Here is a 19,425-nt window from a genome sequence, read left to right as displayed (position 1 = left end):
ACTATCATTGGAGAAAGCCCCGTTGACGGGATACCACGTCAACGGGGCTTTTCTCATGCCCACGTACAGTTGCCCGCCGTGGAAGTCCGGCGGTCACAGTCGGCCGGTTGCTTTGAGTGAGAGATAGGCGTCCGCGACCGCGGGCGCAAGGTCGTCGGGCAGGGCGTCGACGACAACGACGCCCCGGCGGCGGAGATGGTCGGCTGTCTGGTTGCGTTCCGACTGGGCGCGGGCTGCTGCTGCCGCTGCGTATACCGCGTCTGTTGTGCCTCGCGAGGCGGCCATTTCGGCAATGCGCGGGTCGGAGATCGAGGCGACCAGGACGGTATGGCGCTGGGTGAGCATCGAAAGAACTGGAAGAAGACCCTCCTCGACGGGTGATGCCTCCAGGCCGGTGAGAAGAACGATGAGGGACTGGTGCTGAGCCATGCGCAGAGCGGTGGATGCCAGCCCGCGGGTGTCGGACTCGACCAGTGCAGGTTCAAGGGGTGCCATCGCCGAAACGAATGCGGGGAGGACGTCATGTGCTGTCCGTCCCTTGACGGTTGCCCGAGGTCCACGGTCGTAGGCGAGTAGGTCGACATGGTCGCCGGCGCGAGAGGCGAGGGATGCGAGGAGAAGGGCGGCGTCCATGGCCGCGTCCAGGCGTGGCGCGTCTCCGACGCGGCCCGCGGAGGTTCGGCCGGTGTCGAGGACGATGAGGAGGCGCCTGTCCCGTTCGGGACGCCAGGTGCGGACGGCGACCGCTGAGTGTCGGGCGGTCGCGCGCCAGTCGATTGAACGGGTGTCGTCACCGGGGATGTACTCGCGGAGGCTGTCGAATTCCGTGCCCTCTCCCCGCGTCAGGATGCTTGTGCGGCCATCGAGTTCCCGGAGCCGCGCCAGTTTGGCGGGGAGGTGTTTCCGGCTGGTGAAGGCAGGGAGGACACGCACGGTCCAGGGCACCGAATGGCTTCCCTGACGGGCTGCGAGGCCGAGAGGGCCGAAAGAACGCACCGTGATCCGGTCCGCCTTGCGGTCGCCGCGGCGGGACGGGTGAAGGGGAGTCGTGAACTGCTGCCGTTCTGCCGGGGGGATGCGCAGTGTGTGGCGGCCCGTCGCCGCTCCAGGCTCTTCCTGCCAGCTGCTGGGAGGCCATGCGTCGCGGATACGGAGGCGTGCGAGGCGGGGGGATGGGTTGGTGACGAGGGCGCTCACGTACGCACGTTCGCCGAGCCGAACTGAAGTGTCACCGGAACGCGTGAACCCCAGCTGATTCACTGGCGCCGCAAGCGCGAGGTCGTAAAGAATTGCAAGCAGCAAGGGGAGTTCGACTGTGAGCATGCCGGTCCAGCTGGGCAGTACGAAGCCGACCAGAAGGGCCCCGAGTGCGGCGGCGAGGGCTGTGCGGCCGGTGAACGCCATGAAGCAGACTCCCCAATCAGCTGACTGAGTTCAACGGGGGACGGGGACATGGGCGAGGATCGAGTTGATCACGCTGTCGGGGGTGACGCCTTCCATTTCTGCTTCCGGACGGAGCTGTACACGGTGCCGCAGAGTGGGCAGGGCAAAGGACTTGATGTCGTCGGGGATCACATAGTCGCGGCCGGTGAGCCAGGCCCAAGCGCGTGCGCTGGCCAGTAGTGCGGTGGCCCCGCGAGGGGACACGCCGAGCGTGAACGAGGGGGAGTCGCGAGTGGCACGGCAGATATCGACCACGTAGCCGGTGACTTCGGGCGTGACGGAGGTGGCGGCGACGGCAGCGCGGGCAGCTTCGAGATCATCCGGTCCTGCCACGGCGCGGACGCCCGCCGCGGCCAGGTCCCGGGGGTCGAAGCCCTCTGCATGGCGGGTGAGGACGCTGATTTCGTCGTCGCGGGTCGGGAGCGGCAGGTTCAGCTTCAGCAGGAAGCGGTCGAGCTGGGCCTCGGGAAGGGGATAGGTGCCCTCGTACTCGATCGGGTTCTGAGTGGCTGCCACCAGGAACGGGTCGGGCAGCTTGCGCGGGGTGCCGTCGACCGACACCTGTCGTTCTTCCATTGCTTCGAGCAGTGATGCCTGTGTCTTGGGGGGTGTCCGGTTGATCTCGTCCGCGAGGAGGAGGTTCGTGAATACCGGGCCGGGCTGGAAGGAGAACTCCGCGGTGCGTGCGTCGTAGATCAGAGAACCGGTGACGTCGCTGGGCATCAGGTCGGGGGTGAACTGAAGGCGTTTCGTCTCGACTTCGAGCGTGGCAGCGAGGGTGCGTACAAGCAGAGTCTTGGCGACGCCGGGGACGCCTTCGAGAAGTACGTGGCCGCGGCAGAGCAGAGCGACGACGAGGCCGGTGACGGCGGCGTCCTGGCCGACCACTGCTTTCGAGATCTCCAGTCGCAATGCTTCCAGGGCGCTGCGGGCGCTCTCTGCTGAGGGGACGCTCACGGGGTGCGTTCCTTGTCTGTGGGTCGGCTTGTCGTGGAAGTGGAGTGGGAGAGGCGACGTTCGAGTGCGTCGAGTTCGTCGGCCAGACGGACGAGGTCCGCATCGTTCGGGGGCGCTGAGCCGAAGAGGAGGTTGTACAGCTGTGTCGCGTCGCTGGGTGGCTGCGTGGTGGTGCCCGGCCCGGGGGCGCTGTCAGCGGAGGAACTCGCTGCGACGGCGGTAGTGAGTGCTTGCGGTGAGTGGGCCTCCGCTGCGCTCAGTCCGAGAAGGCCGGCAAGCCGAGCGCGGGTTGCGGAACGCAGCGCTTCCGATGCGCTGTCACGGGCATCGGCCCTGCGGTAGAGGCGGGCTCTGCCTTCGGTGGTCTCGGAGGCCCGTACCGAGACGGGGAGCTGCTCGGACACGAGCGGGCCGAGGCGGCGTGCGCGCCACAGAGCGGCGAGAACCGCAGCGAAGGAAAGTTGCAGCAAGGCCCAGGACCAGCCGTCAGGCAGCAGTTCGAGGAGGCCGCGTTCGCCGTCGCCGTCGGTGGAGGAGCCGGCCGGTGACGGGACGTACCAGACGAGATGAGGGCGGGAGCCGAGCAGTTGAAGCATCAGGGAGGCGTTGCCGCGATGGGCGAGCCGTTGGTTGTAGAGCGGGTCGGGTGCCCCGAGCAGTACGGTGTCGCCGCCGTCCGCGCCGGCCCGGCTGCCGTTGTCGCTGTCTGCCGGCAACCGCACGAGCGACGGCAGGCTCCGGTGCAAGTAGCAGGTGTCTGCCTGGTCCGTGGTGACCGTGTAGCGCACTCCGCCGAGTTCGGCGTCTCCGGCGCGTTCGGCGGGCGGGAAGTCGCAGTCCGGCGGTGTCAGCTCGACCGAGGTGGGGGCCGATGCCCGCACGCCTCGGGTGAGTGCTCTGGTGGCTGCGGGGCCGGGGGCGACGAGGACGGTCCGTCCGCCGCTCCGGGGTGCTGTTCGCAGATCGGAGCTTTGCCGTCGGGAGAGCGCGTCCGGGTCGCTGACCAGCAGCGTCGTATGCGGACCGACAGCTTTTTTCGCTTCGGTCGAGGTGCTGACCATCTCGATTTCGATGCCGCGTTCCCTCAGGAGCTCGGCAGCCGCTCTGCTTCCGTGATCGTCGGTGGACCGGGGATCGAGAAGCCCGTACTCGGGTCCGGAACGGATCGCGGCGATGGCGACTCCGGCCACTGCGAGTACTGCCGCGGCGAGCAGCAGGCCGCGAGCCCGGCGCCAGAGCTGGATGGCAGTGGGAGACAGGGATGTGCCGGAGCCGGTGCTCAACGGCCGCCTCCCTCCAGTGAGTCGGCCGGGGTCTCCCTGCCTTCCCTCGTATCTGCGGTGTCGAGATCGTGCAACGTGCTGGTCCCGGGCAGTCGAGGCGTAGCACGTTGGATGGCGGTGTCGAGGTCTCGGACGGTGCTGTATGTGGCTGCGTCGGACTTCCGGTTCGCGTACGTCACCTCGTCGAACGATCGGGCAGCGGAGCGCAGCGTTTCGGCGTGGTCCGGCAGGGCCAGGCCGGCTTCGAAGGCTGCCTCGTCGGCGGTCCGGCCTGGGCGACGGTCGAGAAGGGCCCGCTCTTCGAGCGAGCGGAAGACGGCACGCATCCGTTCCTTGACGGCTTCGGTCCATCGCTCTGCGGCAGCGTGCGTCTCAGCGGTGGCGCGGTGCTCGGCGGCGGTCCGGGGGCGACTGTTGAAGAGCGACCCCTCGGTCGTGGCTGGTCCGGGCAGGATTCTGCCCAGTCTGAGCCGCAGGGCGACGAGCAACAGGACCAGAAGGCATGCGATCACCGTGAGTCCTGTCCAGCCCCCGGGTGTCGCCTTCGCCGCCGAGTCGAGCAGGGAGGCGATGTGCTCCCACAGCCAGTCGAGGATGCGCTGGAAGAGGCCGGGGTCGTCCTGGTGGTACTCACCTTTGGAGAGTTCGCGCTCGGCCGCCTCGCGGGCGGGGGCACGGGGCGTGGTGACGGGAACACCGTCGTCGTCGAGACCGGTTCTCCCGGTGGGCACGCCGATGTCGAAGTGCAGCCCGGCGATGGCCACGCCCCCCGGCATCTCCTCAGCCCCCGGCGGCCGGCCGGTCGGCCTGCTGGTCGCCGTAGCCGGAGATGCCTGCGGCACGCGCGAGTTCAAGATCGAGGGCCTCGCGGCGGATGCGCTGATCGAGATAGATCAGAGCGGTGACGCCCGCCCGGATAGGGAAGGTGATCGTCGAAGCGATGACCGCACCGATGCCGGTGGCGATGAGAGAGGACCAGCTCGTGCTCGCTGCCGGGTCGGTGAGTGCGGCGGCGCCCTGGCCGCTGACCAGTGCCCCGATGAGCGTCGCCGGCATCTGGATGATCGAGGCGACGATGAAGACGAGGATGGCGGCCAGGATCTGCACGCCGAACACCCGCCACCAGCTGCCTCGGACGAGCTTGGCGGAGCGGCGCATCGCGGTGAGGACGCCCTGCTTCTCCAGCATCAGTGCGGGCGCGGCCAAGCTGAAGCGGACCCAGATCCAGATCGCGCCGACCAGTCCTGCCACCAGGCCGACGATCATGACGGCCACCCCCAGGGCGTCGAGTCCTGCCGCCAGGAGGGCGACTCCGGGCGCGGCGCCCGCGGCCATGGAGAGGGAGACGAGGAGGGGCACGAGCACGAGGAGGCCGAGCAGACGAAGGAGTTGAGGGCGCGAGTCCCGCCAGGCCTCGCCGGCGTCGACTGTGCGTCCCAGCACGGCTCGGCTGACCACGACCATCAGCATGGCCGTGGCGATGACAGTGCCCAGGGTGTTGACCAGAACGGCGATGCCGGAGCTGCTGAGCGTCCCGCTCATGGCGTCCATCAGTTGTCCGGCGGTCGGCTCGGGGTTCTTGCTGAGCGCTGTCAGGTCGGCGGAGTCCCTCAGCCAGAAGCCGGTGATCAGGGTCCCGACGAGCTGGACCACGACAGCCACGACGAGGGAGATACCGAGCACTGTCCGCCAGTGCGCTCGCATGGTGGCGACAGCGCCGTCCAGTATCTCGCCGACACCCAGTGGCCGCAGGGGGATGACGCCGGGCTTGGCGGCGGGTGGCTGGTGGTTCCAGCCGTTGTCCCACTTTCCCCAGCCGGGCGACTCGGGCGGCGTGCCCCAACCCGCGCCCCCGTGAGCGGGAGGCTGCTGGGCCGACCAGTTCTTGGGCGGCTCGTCCGCGGGCCGCCCCGGGGGCGAGCTGCCGGGAGATTGCAGAGGCTTGTCCTCTGGTGAACCGTCGGAGGGGGAGGATCCGGGCGAGGCCCAGCCCGGAGAGTCGTTCACGTGTGGTCACCTCGTGGTGTGGGTCGCTGCATCGCCTGGCTGTCAGCCATCGTCCCATGGGCGGCGCGGCCGCAGACCGGGCACCGAGGTCTCAACTTCCCTTCAGAAGCTGCCGCAGGTGAGGGCAGACTGTGCGGATGGCAGATCATGGTGTCCCGGTGCTGCGCTGGGAGGAGTCCGCTGAGCGGCCGCCGAAGCTGGTACTCCTCGACCAGACGAGGCTGCCGGCCGAGGAAGTCGAGCTGGCGTGCAAGGACGTGCCCGACCTGGTGGCGGCGATCGGTGCCCTGTCAGTGCGGGGCGCTCCGCTGCTGGGTGTGGCGGGTGGTTACGGTGTCGCGCTCGCTGCAGCCCTGGGCGGCGATGTGGCACAGGCGGCTGACCGGCTGGCGTCCGCCCGTCCGACTGCGGTGAACCTTGCTGCGGGGGTGCGCCGGGTCGAGCGCGCGTACAAGGCGGCCACCGACGGTGGAGCCGGTGAAGACGGGGCCGCGGCTGCCGCGCTGGCGGAGGCGAGAGCTCTGCACGAGGAGGACGCCGAAGCGAGCGCGCGCATGGCGCGGCTGGGGAGGGAGCTGCTCGGTGAGCTGGTGCCGGGGCGGCGACTCCGCCTGCTCACGCACTGCAACACGGGGACCTTGGTCTCGGGAGGGAAGGGCACTGCTTTCGCGGTGGTCTCGGCGGTTCATGACGCCGGTGACCTCCAGCAGCTCTGGGTCGATGAGACCCGGCCGCTGCTGCAGGGGGCGCGGCTCACCGCGTACGAGGCCGTACGGGAACGGATGCCCTACAGCGTGCTGGCGGACAGTGCCGCCGGTTCGTTGTTCGCTGCCGGGGAGGTCGACGCGGTGCTGATCGGAGCCGACAGGATCGCTGCCGACGGATCCGTGGCCAACAAGGTGGGGAGCTACCCGCTGGCCGTGCTGGCGCGGCACCACGGGGTCCCGTTCGTGGTCGTCGCGCCGGTCACCACGGTGGACGCCGCAACGGAACGGGGTGCCGACATCGTGGTGGAGCAACGGCCTGCGGAGGAAGTGACGCAGATCTCATTCCCGTACCGGTCGGCCTCCGGCACGGCGGGCGAGGAGGGCGTCCAGCTGGCTCCTAAGGGGGCAGAGGCGTACAACCCGGCCTTCGATGTGACTCCGCCGGACCTGGTGACGGCGGTCGTCACCGAGCGCGGTGTCGTTTCGCCTGTGACCAGGGAGACTGTCGCGGGGCTGTGTTCCCCGTCACGAACGAGAACGTCACGATGGGGTAATGGGATGATGAACGCATGAAGGGACGCGTCCTTGTCGTCGACGACGACACCGCACTGGCAGAGATGCTCGGCATCGTGCTGCGCGGCGAAGGCTTTGAACCGTCGTTCGTGTCGGACGGCGACAAGGCGCTCGCCGCCTTCCGCGAGACCAAACCGGATCTTGTACTCCTCGACCTGATGCTGCCCGGGAAGGACGGCATCGAGGTCTGCCGCCTGATCCGCGCCGAGTCCGGGGTGCCGGTGGTCATGCTGACCGCTAAGAGCGACACGGTGGATGTGGTGGTGGGCCTGGAGTCGGGGGCCGACGACTACATCGTCAAACCGTTCAAGCCGAAGGAGCTGGTAGCGAGAATCCGAGCGAGGCTCCGGCGGTCGGACGACCCCGCGCCGGAGCAGTTGACCATCGGCGACCTGGTGATCGACGTGGCCGGGCACTCCGTGAAGCGTGACGGGGTGTCCATCGCGCTGACGCCGCTGGAGTTCGACCTCCTGGTGGCGCTGGCACGTAAGCCCTGGCAGGTCTTCACCCGCGAGGTGCTGCTGGAACAGGTCTGGGGCTATCGGCACGCTGCCGATACGCGACTGGTCAACGTGCATGTGCAGCGCCTGCGTTCGAAGGTCGAGCAGGACCCGGAGCGGCCGGAGATCGTGGTGACGGTCCGGGGCGTCGGCTACAAGGCGGGGCCTGGCTGAAATGACCCGGAACGGCTCCGTCCAGCACCGCCCCAGTGGGGACGGAGCCGCACCGCAAGAGTCTGAAATGTCCAAGTTCAGGCGTTTGTGGCGCAGTGGGGCGCTCTTCTCGGAAGGTTTGCTTCCAGAAGGCACGACCGGACCGCGGGCCCATCCCGCTGTCCGGTTCTTCATCCGGTGGGTTCGACGCCCACTGCTGCCGGTGCTCCGGCTGTGGCGCCGGAACATCCAGCTGAGGGTGGTGGCGGCCACTCTGCTGATGTCGCTCGGCGTGGTGCTGCTGCTCGGCATCGTCGTCATCGGACAGGTACGCAACGGACTGCTCGACGCCAAGGAGAAGACCGCCCAGAGCCAGGCGGCGGGCGGGTTCGCGGCCGCCCAGGAGATGGCCGACAGCGCGAGCAGCGGGCGCAGTGGCCAGGGCCCGGGCGGCCCGGGGACCGGCGGCCGGAGTTCGCAGAACACCGGCACCTGGCTGAACAACCTGGTGGAGCAGCTCGCCAGCGGTGGCCAGGGCGTCTACTCCGTAGTCGCCCTCGGCTCGCAGAACGACGATTCGCCCTTCCTCGGCAACGGCCGCTCCACCACCCGCGGCCCCCGCGCCTCCGGCGACATCCGGCCTGAGGAGAGCATCCCCGCCGACCTGCGCAAGGCCCTCGACGAGCAGCCGGGCACGCACCAGCGGTACGCGAAGGTCTACCGGCAGAGCGGCGGCAGCACGGCAGGGCTGATCGTGGGCAAGCGGCTCAACGATGCCGGCGGAGCGCCGTACCAGATGTACTACGTCTTCCCCTTCACGCTGGAGGAGGAGTCGCTGAACTTGGTCAAGGGCACGCTGGCGACGGCCGGGGTCTTCGTGGTCGTGCTGCTCGGCGCCATCGCGTGGCTGGTCGTACGGCAGGTCGTCACCCCCGTACGGATGGCAGCCGGAATCTCCGAACGGCTGGCTGCGGGCAGACTGCAGGAGCGGATGAAGGTCACGGGCGAGGACGACATCGCCAGGCTCGGTGAATCCTTCAACAAGATGGCCCAGAATCTGCAGCTGAAGATCCAGCAGCTGGAGGAGCTCTCCAGGATGCAGCGCCGCTTCGTCTCCGACGTGTCGCACGAGCTGCGCACGCCGCTCACCACGGTCCGGATGGCAGCCGACGTGATCCACGAGGCCCGGGAGGACTTCGACCCGGCCACCGCCCGCTCTGCGGAGTTGCTTCTCGGACAGCTGGACCGGTTCGAGTCGCTCCTCGGCGACCTGCTGGAGATCAGCCGTTTCGACGCGGGCGCCGCCAACCTCGACGCGGCACCGATCGACCTGCGCGACGTGGTGCACCGCGTCGTGGACGGCTGCGAGCCGCTGGCCGACCGCAAAGGCAGCCGTGTGGTCGTGCGCGGCTCCGAGAAGCCGGTCGTCGCGGAGGCGGACGGGCGGCGCATCGAGCGGGTGCTGCGCAATCTGGTCGACAACGCCATAGAGCACGGTGAGGGACACGACGTGGTGGTCAGCATGGCCTCGCGCGGCGGAGCCGTGGCCGTGGCGGTGCGGGACTACGGCGTCGGGCTGACCCGGCGGGAAGCGGAGCACGTCTTCAACCGCTTCTGGCGGGCCGACCCGGCGCGCGCCCGTACGACAGGGGGAACGGGTCTCGGGCTGTCGATCGCGCTCGAGGACGCCCGGCTGCACGGCGGCTGGCTGCAGGTGTGGGGCGAACCGGGTGGAGGCTCCCAGTTCCGGCTCACGCTGCCGTGCGCCGCCGGGGAGGCCCTGCGCTCGTCGCCGCTCCCGCTGGAGCCGGCTGACAGCCGGCGTGCGCGGCGGCTGGAAGGCGCTGTTCCGGGACAGGACGGGAAGGACCCGGCGGAAGCCTCCGGCAGGACGGACACAGTGCGGGCGTCCTCGGGGTCCGGTCCGGAACCGGGGCCGGGCGGTTCTGCTTCGGTCTCGGGTTCTGCTTCCGCTTCCGCTTCCGCCTCGGCGTCCGCGCCCGCCTCAGCGGTCGCGGTTCCGGCCCGCGAGTCCGTACGGGAGGAGCACAGTGGTGAGCACTGAGCGGCGTAGCCGTCCCACCGGTCGCAGTCGTGGGGCCGCAGTGCAACTGCTCGCGGTGGGGCTGCTGCTGTCCGGCTGTGCCTCCATGCCGGACGAGGGCGGCGTCGACCGGGTCGACTCCTCCCACCGCGCCGACCCGGACTCGCAGGTGCGCGTCTTCGGCGTCAGCCCGCAGAAGGGGGAACGGCCGCAACAGATCGTGCGTGGCTTCCTGGAGGCGACGACAAGTGACGAGGCGACCTTCTCCACGGCGAAGAAGTACCTGACCGAGCGCAAGGCGCAGGAGTGGGAGCCGTTCGTGAGTACGAGCGTGCTCTCCGACGGCCCCAGTCCCGGAAAGGCACGGAAGGACTCCGGCGGACGGCGCGGCTACACCGTCGAGGTGTCGGGCAGCAGGATGGCCGAGGTCGACGACAAGCACGCCTATTCGCCGCGTGAGGGCGACTACCGCGAGAACTTCCACCTGACCAAGGTGCGCGGGGAGTGGCGTATCGACCAGCTCCCGGACGGCCTCGCGCTCGGGGAGTCCGACTTCCAGCGCATCTACCGTCCGATAAACAACTACTACTACGCCCGCCTCGGCACTGACGCGGAGTCGATCGCGGGTGGCAAGAACGTGCTCGTGGCGGATCCGGTCTATCTGCGGCGACGAATCGATCCCGTCACGTCGACGGTGAAGGCGCTGCTGTCCGGGCCGACCCGGTGGTTCGATCCAGTGGTCACCTCCTCGTTCCCGCGCGGAACGCGCCTGGCGCGCGGGGAACGGCTGTCGCTGGACGATTCCGGGGCGCTGAGCGTGCGGCTGAACGCGCAGGGGGCCGAGGCAGGCAGCGCGAGATGTGCCCGGATGGCATCCCAGGTGCTGCACACCGTCCAGGGGCAGGCGTCGGCCAAGGTGAGCAAGGTTCGGCTCGCGGGACCCGACGGGCGGACGCTGTGCGAACGAACGCGGGAGCAGGCCGAGGACTATGAGCCGGGACGGCTCAACGGGCGAGCGTCCAGGCAGTACTTCGTCGACGAGGACCACCGCGTGGCCGCCTTCGACGGAAACAGCGACGAACCGCGGCCGGTCCAGGGTGCGCTCGGCCGGGGCGAGACGGAGCTGGGCGCTGTCGCGGTGAACCGGGCCGAGCAGGAGGGGGCGGCCGTCTCCCGGGCCGGTCGTGCTCTCTACGTGGCCCGGCTCGCCGAGGACAGCAAGCTGGGCGAACCGGTCCTCACCAGCAAGGCGAAGAGCGAGAAGGACCGGCTCACGGCGCCCAGTTGGGACGGTCTGGGCGATCTGTGGATCGCCGACCGGGACCCGGACGACCCGAAGCTGCTGCGTCTGCGCGGCGGCAAGGAGAAACCCGAAGAGGTCGCCGTTCCCGGTCTGGGCGAGGACGAGCGGATCGAGTCGCTGCGGATCGCGTCCGACGGTGTACGGATGGCGCTGCGAATACGGCAGGACGACGGCAAGCGGACGCTGAAGCTGGGCCGCGTCCAGCGGGCCGGGACGGCGGAGAGGCCGGAGGTGACCGTGGCGGAGCTGCGGCCCCTGGCGCCGCAGTTCGAGGACGTCGCGGCTGCGTCGTGGGCGGGAGGCAGCCGACTGGTCGTCGTGGGGCGGGAGTCGGGAAGCGTGCAGCAGATCCAGTACACGGAGACCGACGGGTCCGCCGCCAACCAGCCGACTCTGCCCGGCATCAACGACGTGACGGGTGTGGCGGCTTCGGAGGACGAGAGCAAGCCGCTGCTTGCGGACTCGGAGGACGGCATCCTCCGGCTGCCTCCCGACGCCAACTGGAAGACGCTCACGGACAGCGGTACGAGTCCCGCCTACCCGGGCTGACGCGACGGCGCGAAACGGCGGCCGGGAGCGGCTGCGTCACGCTGCGCCCCGGGCACAGGGGCGGTTATCCACAGGGCTGTTGCGTCCCGCACGTCGCTGCGAAAGTGAACGCCATGGGGGAGTGGTGGCGGGAACTCGGAGACGAACTCGCAGGTCTGGTGCTGCCCTCGGCGTGCGCCGGGTGCGGCCTGCCGCGGGTGCGTGAGGAGCTGTGCCGTACGTGCGGCAACGCGTTGCGGCGTGCGGTGCCCCGGCGCGTGGATCCCCGGCCCGCGCCGCCCGGACTGCCACGGGTGTACGCAGCGCTGCCGTACACCGGTGAGGTACGGACCGTACTGCTCGCCCACAAGGAACGCGGTGCGCTGCGACTGGCGGCTCCCCTCGGAAGGCTGCTCGCCGCTGTTGTCCGCACGGCGTACGCCCGTACGCGGGGACCGTCCGGAGCGGCAGCCGGGACGAGGCCCCTTCCAGGGGCGGGCTCGCGGGCGGGGGCATCAGGCTCGCCGGGAGCACCGCTCACGCTGGTGCCGGTGCCGTCCGCGCGGCGAACGGTGGCCGGCCGGGGTCACGACCCTGTGCGCCGCATGGCGCTGGCGGCCGCACGCGAACTGCGGCGTGCGGGGGTGCCTGCCCGGGTGCTCGCCGTGCTGCGGCACGGACGGGCAGTGGCGGACCAGGCGGGTCTCACGGCACGGCAGCGGCTGGCGAATCTCGACGGTGCGCTCGAGATGGTGCCGGATGGCGAACGGCTTTTGTGGGAAGGGGAGACGGTACTCGTGGACGACCTCATGACTACAGGCGCGTCGCTTGCCGAGGCGGGGCGCGCTGTCCGTATCCGGGGCCCGGAGGTGACGGCCGCAGCCGTCGTGGCCTTCCGGCCCAGGCCGGGCGGTGGGCAGCACTCGGATGTAGCGGACAGCTAGCAGAGATCGCACATCGTTGCTGCCGGTTGTCGTGAATTGATACCTGAACGTAGGTACGTGCCAGTAGGGGGTGCCGCGCGTCCTCCAGTGGAGGTACGTTCGAGATGAGGTGGCGATCTTCCCGTTGGGAAGAAGGAGGTGAAAGTCGCAAGCCGAGTTCCGGAGGCTGGCGGCAAAACGCCCTGAGCCTCCGGTGTCAGTGCACAAAGGAGGTGCTCCGCTCTATCGCAGCGGGGCGCTCCGGGAACGGAGTTCTGCGTGGACATCGTCGTCAAGGGCCGCAAGACCGAGGTGCCCGAGAGGTTCCGCAAGCACGTGGCCGAAAAGCTGGCGAAGATCCAAAAGCTCGACGGAAAGGTGATCAGCCTGGATGTCGAGGTGTGCAAGGAACACAATCCCCGGCAGGCCGACCGTTCCGACAGGGTGGAGATCACCCTGGTCACTCGTGGACCGGTCATTCGCGCGGAGGCTGCCGCCTCCGATACCTACGCCGCGCTGGATCTGGCAGCGGCGAAACTTGAAGCACGACTCCGTAAGCAGCACGACAAGCGCCGGGTTCACCGGGGCGGCCGCACGCCGATCAGTGTCGCGGCGGCCACAGCACACCTCGCGGCAGAGCTCAACGGACAGCTGGACGCCGCAGCGGCGCCCGCGCCCACCAAGGTCGAAGAGCCGCCGATGACCACCAAGGTGGGGCCGCTGGAGGTGCAGGGGGAGGGGCCCCTCGTCGTCCGGGAGAAGACGCACGCCGCGGCGCCCATGACTCTCGACCAGGCTCTCTACGAAATGGAGCTGATCGGCCACGACTTCTACCTCTTCGTGGACTCCGAAACCAAGCAGCCGAGTGTCGTCTATCGTCGGCACGGCTACGACTACGGCGTGATCCACCTGGATCCGGACCCGTTCGCTGTGGATCCGCCTCCGGAAGCCGGTGGCTCGCTCGGCGGCTGACTGTTCGAACTGACCAGACGTGATCGCGCCCCCGGCCGGGTCGAGAATCCGACCGGGGGCGCGGGCGTGGAATCATGGCCTCATTCACGGCCTCATTCGCCAACCGCTGTGCTGCGCAGCACGGTTGGCGCGGCATAGCCTGCAGGGGGAGGAACGATGGCGGACAGCTTCGGGCCAGCGATGCCCATGCCCGACGCGCACCCGGTGCGGGTGGCGATGGACGACGGCGACCTGCGCGAACGGCAGCCGCCCGAGCCCATCCGCGTGCTGGTGGTGGACGACCATGAGCTTTTCCGGCGCGGGTTGGAGATCGTTCTCGCCCAGGAAGAGGACATCCAGGTCATCGGCGAGGCGGGGGACGGCGCCGAAGCGGTGGAGAAGGCGGCGGACCTGCTGCCCGACATCGTGCTGATGGACGTGCGGATGCCCAGACGCGGCGGCATCGAGGCGTGCACCTCCATCAAGGAGGTGGCTCCGAGCGCGAAGATCATCATGTTGACGATCAGTGACGAGGAAGCCGACCTCTACGACGCGATCAAGGCAGGAGCCACCGGTTACCTCCTCAAGGAGATCTCCACCGACGAGGTCTCGGCGGCGATCCGTGCGGTCGCCGACGGCCAGTCCCAGATCAGCCCTTCGATGGCGGCGAAACTGCTCACCGAGTTCAAATCGATGATCCAGCGGACCGACGAGAGCAAGCTCGTGCCGGCGCCGAAGCTGACCGAGCGCGAGCTCGAGGTTCTCAAGCTGGTCGCCACGGGGATGAACAACCGGGACATCGCCAAGGAGCTCTTCATCAGCGAGAACACGGTGAAGAACCACGTGCGGAACATCCTGGAGAAGCTGCAGCTCCACTCGCGCATGGAGGCCGTGGTCTACGCGATGCGGGAGAAGATCCTGGAAATCCGCTGAGTCGGGGCCGAAAGCACTCGCTGCGGGACGCCACAGAAGCCGCGAGGCCGCGTGACGCAGAGCCGTGGGAGACGAGTCGCGCGCCACTCGCAGCGGTGCGGCGTTGACCGGACATCCGTCAGACCCGCGGTGCCGGTCGCCCGGGGCCGGACGGACTGGATCGCGGAAGCCCGGTCCCGGTCAGCCGGCTGTACCCGCGGGGCCCTCTGCCAAGGCCTTCACCAGCGCAGTGCGCAGTTCGGCGTCGTCGCAACGCCCCACCCGTACCTCTTCGCATCCCACCCAACTCGCCGCCTCCCAGAGCGCCTTGGCCATGGGCGCGACCGCCTTCCGGCCCGCCAGGGAGACTTGTCGCGCCACCAGAGCCGACTTCTCACGCCCCGGATCGACCCGGCCGAGCAGCTTGCCGCCCGCGAGCAGCGGCATGGCGAAGTAGCCGTGTATCCGCTTCGGCTTGGGGACGTAGGCCTCCAGCCTGTGCGTGAAGTCGAACATCCGCTGGGTGCGGGGCCTGTCCCACACCAAGGAGTCGAAGGGCGAGAGCAGCGTCGTACGGTGCCGGCCCCGCGGCGAGGCGGCGAGCGCGGCGGGATCCGCCCACGCAGGCTTCCCCCATCCCTCCACGGAGACCGGTACGAGGCCGGTCTCGGGCAGCGCGGCGTCCACCTGGTCGCCCTTGAGCCGGTGGTAATCCGCCAGATCCGCTCGCGTCGCGACCCCCATCGCCGTGCCTGCCTGGGCGACCAGGCGGCGCACGCACTCGTGGTCGTCGATGTCGTCGTGCAGCAGGTCGTCGGGGATCGCTCGTTCGGCGAGGTCGTAGACCCTTTTCCAGCCGCGACGCTCTGTGCAGACGACCTCACCGGTGTCGAGCAGCCACTCGACCGCGATCTTCGTCTCCGACCAGTCGAACCACTCGCCGCCGTTCTTGCCGCCGCCCAGTTCGGTGGTCGTCAGCGGGCCGTCCGCCTTCAGCCTGTCCCGGACGAGCGCGCAGGCGCGGTCCTTGTCCTCGAGCACGTGCCACCGGTGGCCGCGGGCCCGCCGCTCACGGCGCCGGAACGCGAAGTGCGGCCACTCTTCGACGGGGAGGATGCACGCGGCGTGAGACCAGTACTCGAAGCTGTGGCCGCCGCTCCAGTACGCCGACTCCACCGCTCGCCGGCCGACCGCGCCCAACCGCGCGTACGGCACGAGCTCGTGGGAGCGGGCCAGCACCGAGATGGTGTCGAGCTGGACCGCGCCGAGCCGGCGCAGCATTCCCCGCACCCCGGTGCGGCGGTCCGGCGCGCCCAGCAACCCCTGGGCTCGCAGGGCCAGCCTCCGTGCCTCGTCTGCGGAGAGTGAGATCTCGGCGGATTTCATGCGGCACACGATAAGCGGCACCGCCGACAACGGGCCCCGGCCGAGGTCTGGGGCCCGCGCCGGTGCCCGCCAGTGCCCGCCGGTGCAGACCGGGGCGTGCCCGGCGCCTGCGCCGCGCAGTTCTCCGCGGCTGCCCTGCTCACCGTGCCGGCAGGTAGGGCTTCTCCGCCCCCAGCCCCAGATCCGACGGGAGGAGCGCCGCGATCCATGCGTCGCGTCTGGTCCCGCGGTGCACGATCCTGGCCCGCTGCGTGCCCTCCATGACGAAGCCGAGCCGCCGGGCCACTTGTCGCGACCCTTCGTTCCCGACCTCCGCCACCCACTCCAGCCGCTCCGTCCCCAGCGCCGTGAACGCCCAGCGGGACACCGCGCGGCCCGCCTCCACCGTGTAGCCCTTGCGACGCTGCGGAGCGGCCGTCCAGAAGCCGAGCTCGGCCTGACGTTCGGGAGTCGGCAGCAGAGCGAGCCGGACGAGACCCATCGACCCCACCAGGACACCTGATTTCGTGAAGACGCCGAAGTTGTACATCGTGTCCTCGCGCCAGCCGTCCGGACTCACCTTGAGCGCGAACTCCTCGGCGTCCTTGCGGGTGTAGGGGTCGGGGACCGGTATCCAGCGTGCGATGTCCGGGTCCTGGCAGGCGGTCTCCAGCGCCTCCACGTCCTGCTCGGCGAAGGGACGCAGGATCAGACGCGCCGTGGTGAGAGTGGTGGGCTCCATGAACCGATTGTGCCCGGGAGGGCCGGGCGGCCTCCGGCACCATCCACCGCTCCGAACCGTTAGGGGTACAGGGGCGTACGTCCCTCGCATACGATGGCCGGTGCGGCGAAGACCGTATCGTCGCGTCCGCGCACTGACCGTGCCAGGTTCGACCGGCAAGGAGCCACCCTAAGTGTCCGTCTTCGGCAAGCTCATGCGCGCAGGTGAAGGGAAGATCCTGCGCAAGCTGGACCGCATTGCGCGGCAGGTGAATTCCATCGAAGAGGACTTCGTGGACCTGTCCGATGCCGAGCTCCGCGCCCTCACGGACGAGTACAAGGAGCGGTACGCGGATGGTGAGAGCCTCGACGACCTGATGCCCGAGGCCTTCGCCACCGTGCGTGAGGCCGCCAAGCGAGTGCTCGGTGAGCGGCATTACGACGTGCAGATCATGGGTGGTGCGGCACTGCACCTCGGTTACGTCGCGGAGATGAAGACCGGTGAGGGCAAGACCCTCGTCGGCACGCTCCCCGCGTACCTGAACGCGATCTCCGGTGACGGCGTCCACATCATCACGGTCAACGACTACCTCGCGCAGCGTGACTCCGAGTGGATGGGCCGTGTCCACCGCTTCCTCGGCCTGACGGTCGGCTGCATCGTGGCGCACATGACGCCGGCGCAGCGGCGCGAGCAGTACGGCTGCGACATCACCTACGGCACCAACAACGAGTTCGGATTCGACTACCTCCGCGACAACATGGCGTGGTCGAAGGACGAACTGGTGCAGCGCGGCCACAACTTCGCCATCGTCGACGAGGTCGACTCGATCCTCATCGACGAGGCCCGTACCCCGCTGATCATCTCCGGCCCGGCCGACCAGGCCACCAAGTGGTACAGCGACTTCTCCAAGCTGGTGAAGCGCCTGGAGAAGGGCGAGCCCGGCGACCCGCGGACGCAGAAGCCGGAGTCCGGGGACTACGAGGTCGACGAGAAGAAGCGGACGGTCGGCATCCACGAGGCCGGCGTCGTCAAGGTCGAGGACTGGCTGGGCATCGACAACCTCTACGAGTCGGTGAACACGCCCCTCGTCGGCTACCTCAACAACGCCATCAAGGCCAAGGAGCTCTACCACAAGGACAAGGACTACGTCGTCCTCGACGGCGAAGTCATGATCGTGGACGAGCACACCGGACGTATCCTCGCCGGCCGCCGCTACAACGAGGGAATGCACCAGGCGATCGAGGCCAAGGAAGGCGTCGAGATCAAGGACGAGAACCAGACGCTCGCCACGATCACCCTGCAGAACTTCTTCCGGCTCTACGACAAGCTCTCGGGCATGACCGGTACGGCCATGACCGAGGCCGCCGAGTTCCACCAGATCTACAAGCTCGGCGTCGTCCCGATCCCGACGCACCGGTCGCTGGCACGCAAGGACCAGGCCGACCTGATCTACCGCACCGAGGTCGCCAAGTTCTCCGCCGTCGTCGACGACATCGCAGAGAAGTACGAGAAGGGCCAGCCGGTGCTGGTCGGCACGACGTCCGTCGAGAAGTCCGAGTACCTCTCGGAGCAGCTCAACAAGCGCGGCGTCCGCCACGAGGTGCTCAACGCGAAGAACCACGAGCGTGAGGCGGCGATCGTCGCCGAGGCGGGCCGCAAGGGCTCCGTCACGGTCGCGACGAACATGGCCGGCCGCGGCACCGACATCAAACTCGGCGGCAACGCCGAGGGCCTCGCCGAGAAGGAGCTCCGCGGGATGGGGCTCGACCCCGTGGAGAACTCCGAGGAGTGGAGCGCGGCGCTGCCTGCCGCTCTGGAGAAGGCCGAGCGGACGGTCAAGGACGCGGTCGACGAGGTCAAGGAGCTCGGCGGGCTCTACGTGCTGGGCACCGAGCGTCACGAGTCACGCCGCATCGACAACCAGCTGCGCGGCCGTTCGGGCCGGCAGGGCGACCCGGGCGAGTCCCGCTTCTACCTGTCGCTCGGCGACGACCTGATGCGGCTGTTCAAGGCGCAGATGGTCGAGCGTGTGATGTCCATGGCGAACGTGCCGGACGACGTCCCCATCGAGAACAAGATGGTGACGCGGGCCATCGCCTCCGCCCAGTCCCAGGTCGAGCAGCAGAACTTCGAGATCCGCAAGAACGTCCTGAAGTACGACGAGGTCCTCAACCGGCAGCGCGAGGTCATCTACGGCGAGCGCCGCCGCGTCCTGGAGGGCGAGGACCTGCACGAGCAGGTGCGGCACTTCATGGACGACACCATCGAGGCGTACGTGCAGGCGGAGACCGTCGAGGGCTTCGCCGAGGAGTGGGACCTGGACCGGCTGTGGAGCGCCTTCAAGCAGCTCTATCCGGTGAAGGTGACCGTGGAGGAGCTCGAAGAGGCCGCCGGGGAGCGCGAAGGCATCACGGCCGAGTTCATCGTCGAGTCCATCAAGGACGACGTCCACGAGCAGTACGACGCCCGTGAGGCGGAGCTCGGCAGCGAGATCATGCGTGAGCTGGAGCGGCGTGTGGTGCTCTCGGTGCTCGACCGGAAGTGGCGTGAGCACCTCTACGAGATGGACTACCTCCAGGAGGGCATCGGCCTGCGTGCCATGGCCCAGAAGGACCCGCTGGTCGAGTACCAGCGGGAGGGCTACGACATGTTCCAGGCCATGATGGACGGCATCAAGGAGGAGTCCGTCGGCTATCTGTTCAACCTGGAGGTCCAGGTCGAGCAGCAGGTCGAAGAGGTCCCCGTGGAGGAGAAGCCCGAGGTCAAGGCTTCGCTGGAGAAGGAGCCGCAGGAAGCGGTGCCCGCGGGCGCGGCGATGGGGGCCGCACCGGCCATCCGTGCCAAGGGCCTGGACGCCCCGCAGCGCCCCGACCGGCTGCACTACTCCGCGCCGACCGCAGAGGGCGGCGTGGAGGAGGGCGAGCTGGAGACCGGCGCTTCCGCCGGAGAGCCTGTTCGCTCGGCGGCGGACGGTCTGACGCGGGCGGAGCGGCGCAAGGCCCAGAAGGGCAAGCGCCGCAAGAAGTGACCTTCGCGCGTTGACGTGTACGGGCTG

Annotated in this window: 15 protein-coding genes; 8 read left to right on the top strand and 7 right to left on the bottom strand. The window is 69.1% G+C overall.

The window, feature by feature from the left end; translation table 11 throughout:
• Positions 1-93: 93 nt before the first annotated feature.
• The 5 genes from ACFPA8_RS26740 to ACFPA8_RS26720 are packed head-to-tail and all read right to left on the bottom strand — an operon-like array spanning position 94 to position 5,690.
• Complete coding sequence (locus tag ACFPA8_RS26740) at positions 94-1,404, bottom strand: DUF58 domain-containing protein (protein WP_386452633.1); 1,311 nt, start codon at positions 1,402-1,404, stop codon at positions 94-96.
• 30 nt (positions 1,405-1,434) lie between these two features.
• Entirely contained in the window at positions 1,435-2,400 is a 966-nt protein-coding gene (locus ACFPA8_RS26735; protein ID WP_386452631.1) for an AAA family ATPase, read from the bottom strand.
• Positions 2,397-3,683, bottom strand: a complete 1,287-nt coding sequence (locus ACFPA8_RS26730) for a DUF4350 domain-containing protein (RefSeq protein WP_386452629.1) — start codon at positions 3,681-3,683, stop codon at positions 2,397-2,399. The genes ACFPA8_RS26735 and ACFPA8_RS26730 overlap by 4 nt, the downstream gene beginning before the upstream one ends.
• Positions 3,680-4,459 carry a DUF4129 domain-containing protein gene (locus tag ACFPA8_RS26725; RefSeq protein ID WP_386452628.1) on the bottom strand — a complete coding sequence of 260 codons (780 nt, stop codon included), beginning with the start codon at positions 4,457-4,459 and terminating at the stop codon, positions 3,680-3,682. Before ACFPA8_RS26725 ends, ACFPA8_RS26730 begins: the two co-directional genes overlap by 4 nt.
• 4 nt (positions 4,460-4,463) lie before the next feature.
• Positions 4,464-5,690: a proline-rich domain-containing protein gene (locus ACFPA8_RS26720; protein WP_386452626.1), complete on the bottom strand. Its 1,227-nt coding sequence runs from the start codon at positions 5,688-5,690 to the stop codon at positions 4,464-4,466.
• Between the two features lie 137 nt (positions 5,691-5,827).
• Between ACFPA8_RS26720 and mtnA the strand changes: the two genes are divergently transcribed.
• The 7 genes from mtnA to ACFPA8_RS26685 all read left to right on the top strand — a co-directional run bounded on the left by mtnA (position 5,828) and on the right by ACFPA8_RS26685 (position 14,305).
• On the top strand, positions 5,828-6,970 hold the full coding sequence (gene mtnA / locus ACFPA8_RS26715) for an S-methyl-5-thioribose-1-phosphate isomerase (protein WP_386452624.1): 1,143 nt from the start codon (positions 5,828-5,830) through the stop codon (positions 6,968-6,970).
• Complete coding sequence (mtrA, locus tag ACFPA8_RS26710) at positions 6,967-7,644, top strand: two-component system response regulator MtrA (RefSeq protein ID WP_386452622.1); 678 nt, start codon at positions 6,967-6,969, stop codon at positions 7,642-7,644. Before mtnA ends, mtrA begins: the two co-directional genes overlap by 4 nt.
• Position 7,645: 1 nt before the next feature.
• Positions 7,646-9,688: an MtrAB system histidine kinase MtrB gene (gene mtrB / locus ACFPA8_RS26705; protein WP_386452620.1), complete on the top strand. Its 2,043-nt coding sequence runs from the start codon at positions 7,646-7,648 to the stop codon at positions 9,686-9,688.
• 40 nt (positions 9,689-9,728) lie between these two features.
• Positions 9,729-11,519, top strand: a complete 1,791-nt coding sequence (locus tag ACFPA8_RS26700) for an LpqB family beta-propeller domain-containing protein (RefSeq protein WP_386452618.1) — start codon at positions 9,729-9,731, stop codon at positions 11,517-11,519.
• A 113-nt stretch (positions 11,520-11,632) separates the two neighbouring features.
• Positions 11,633-12,442: a ComF family protein gene (locus tag ACFPA8_RS26695; protein WP_386452660.1), complete on the top strand. Its 810-nt coding sequence runs from the start codon at positions 11,633-11,635 to the stop codon at positions 12,440-12,442.
• 258 nt (positions 12,443-12,700) lie between these two features.
• On the top strand, positions 12,701-13,393 hold the full coding sequence (hpf, locus tag ACFPA8_RS26690; protein ID WP_386452617.1) for a ribosome hibernation-promoting factor, HPF/YfiA family: 693 nt from the start codon (positions 12,701-12,703) through the stop codon (positions 13,391-13,393).
• 216 nt (positions 13,394-13,609) lie between these two features.
• Entirely contained in the window at positions 13,610-14,305 is a 696-nt protein-coding gene (locus ACFPA8_RS26685) for a response regulator (RefSeq protein ID WP_386452658.1), read from the top strand.
• 180 nt (positions 14,306-14,485) lie between these two features.
• Here the strand turns inward: ACFPA8_RS26685 and ACFPA8_RS26680 are convergent, their stop codons facing one another.
• Together ACFPA8_RS26680 and ACFPA8_RS26675 are read right to left on the bottom strand one after the other, a co-directional pair.
• Positions 14,486-15,670 carry a winged helix-turn-helix domain-containing protein gene (locus ACFPA8_RS26680; RefSeq protein ID WP_386452616.1) on the bottom strand — a complete coding sequence of 395 codons (1,185 nt, stop codon included), beginning with the start codon at positions 15,668-15,670 and terminating at the stop codon, positions 14,486-14,488.
• A 139-nt stretch (positions 15,671-15,809) separates the two neighbouring features.
• Positions 15,810-16,391, bottom strand: a complete 582-nt coding sequence (locus tag ACFPA8_RS26675) for a GNAT family N-acetyltransferase (RefSeq protein WP_386452615.1) — start codon at positions 16,389-16,391, stop codon at positions 15,810-15,812.
• Between the two features lie 172 nt (positions 16,392-16,563).
• On the opposite strand from ACFPA8_RS26675, the gene secA reads away from it, so the two are divergent.
• Positions 16,564-19,398: a preprotein translocase subunit SecA gene (gene secA, locus ACFPA8_RS26670; RefSeq protein WP_386452613.1), complete on the top strand. Its 2,835-nt coding sequence runs from the start codon at positions 16,564-16,566 to the stop codon at positions 19,396-19,398.
• The last annotated feature ends 27 nt before the right edge of the window (positions 19,399-19,425 follow it).

The organism is Streptomyces ovatisporus (genome assembly GCF_042653885.1).
In the GTDB taxonomy this organism is placed as follows: Bacteria; Actinomycetota; Actinomycetes; order Streptomycetales; family Streptomycetaceae; genus Streptomyces; species Streptomyces ovatisporus.
Note: the sequence above shows the minus strand (reverse complement) of the source record. Positions and strands in the feature narration are given on the sequence as shown.

Coding starts and splice junctions, on each gene's coding strand:
- mtrB (WP_386452620.1), top strand. CDS start 7,646: ATGACCCGGAACGGCTCCGTCCAGCACCGCCCCAGTGGGGACGGAGCC.
- ACFPA8_RS26685 (WP_386452658.1), top strand. CDS start 13,610: ATGGACGACGGCGACCTGCGCGAACGGCAGCCGCCCGAGCCCATCCGC.
- ACFPA8_RS26725 (WP_386452628.1), bottom strand. CDS start 4,459: ATGCCGGGGGGCGTGGCCATCGCCGGGCTGCACTTCGACATCGGCGTG.
- mtrA (WP_386452622.1), top strand. CDS start 6,967: ATGAAGGGACGCGTCCTTGTCGTCGACGACGACACCGCACTGGCAGAG.
- mtnA (WP_386452624.1), top strand. CDS start 5,828: ATGGCAGATCATGGTGTCCCGGTGCTGCGCTGGGAGGAGTCCGCTGAG.
- ACFPA8_RS26675 (WP_386452615.1), bottom strand. CDS start 16,391: ATGGAGCCCACCACTCTCACCACGGCGCGTCTGATCCTGCGTCCCTTC.
- ACFPA8_RS26740 (WP_386452633.1), bottom strand. CDS start 1,404: ATGGCGTTCACCGGCCGCACAGCCCTCGCCGCCGCACTCGGGGCCCTT.
- ACFPA8_RS26680 (WP_386452616.1), bottom strand. CDS start 15,670: ATGAAATCCGCCGAGATCTCACTCTCCGCAGACGAGGCACGGAGGCTG.
- ACFPA8_RS26695 (WP_386452660.1), top strand. CDS start 11,633: ATGGGGGAGTGGTGGCGGGAACTCGGAGACGAACTCGCAGGTCTGGTG.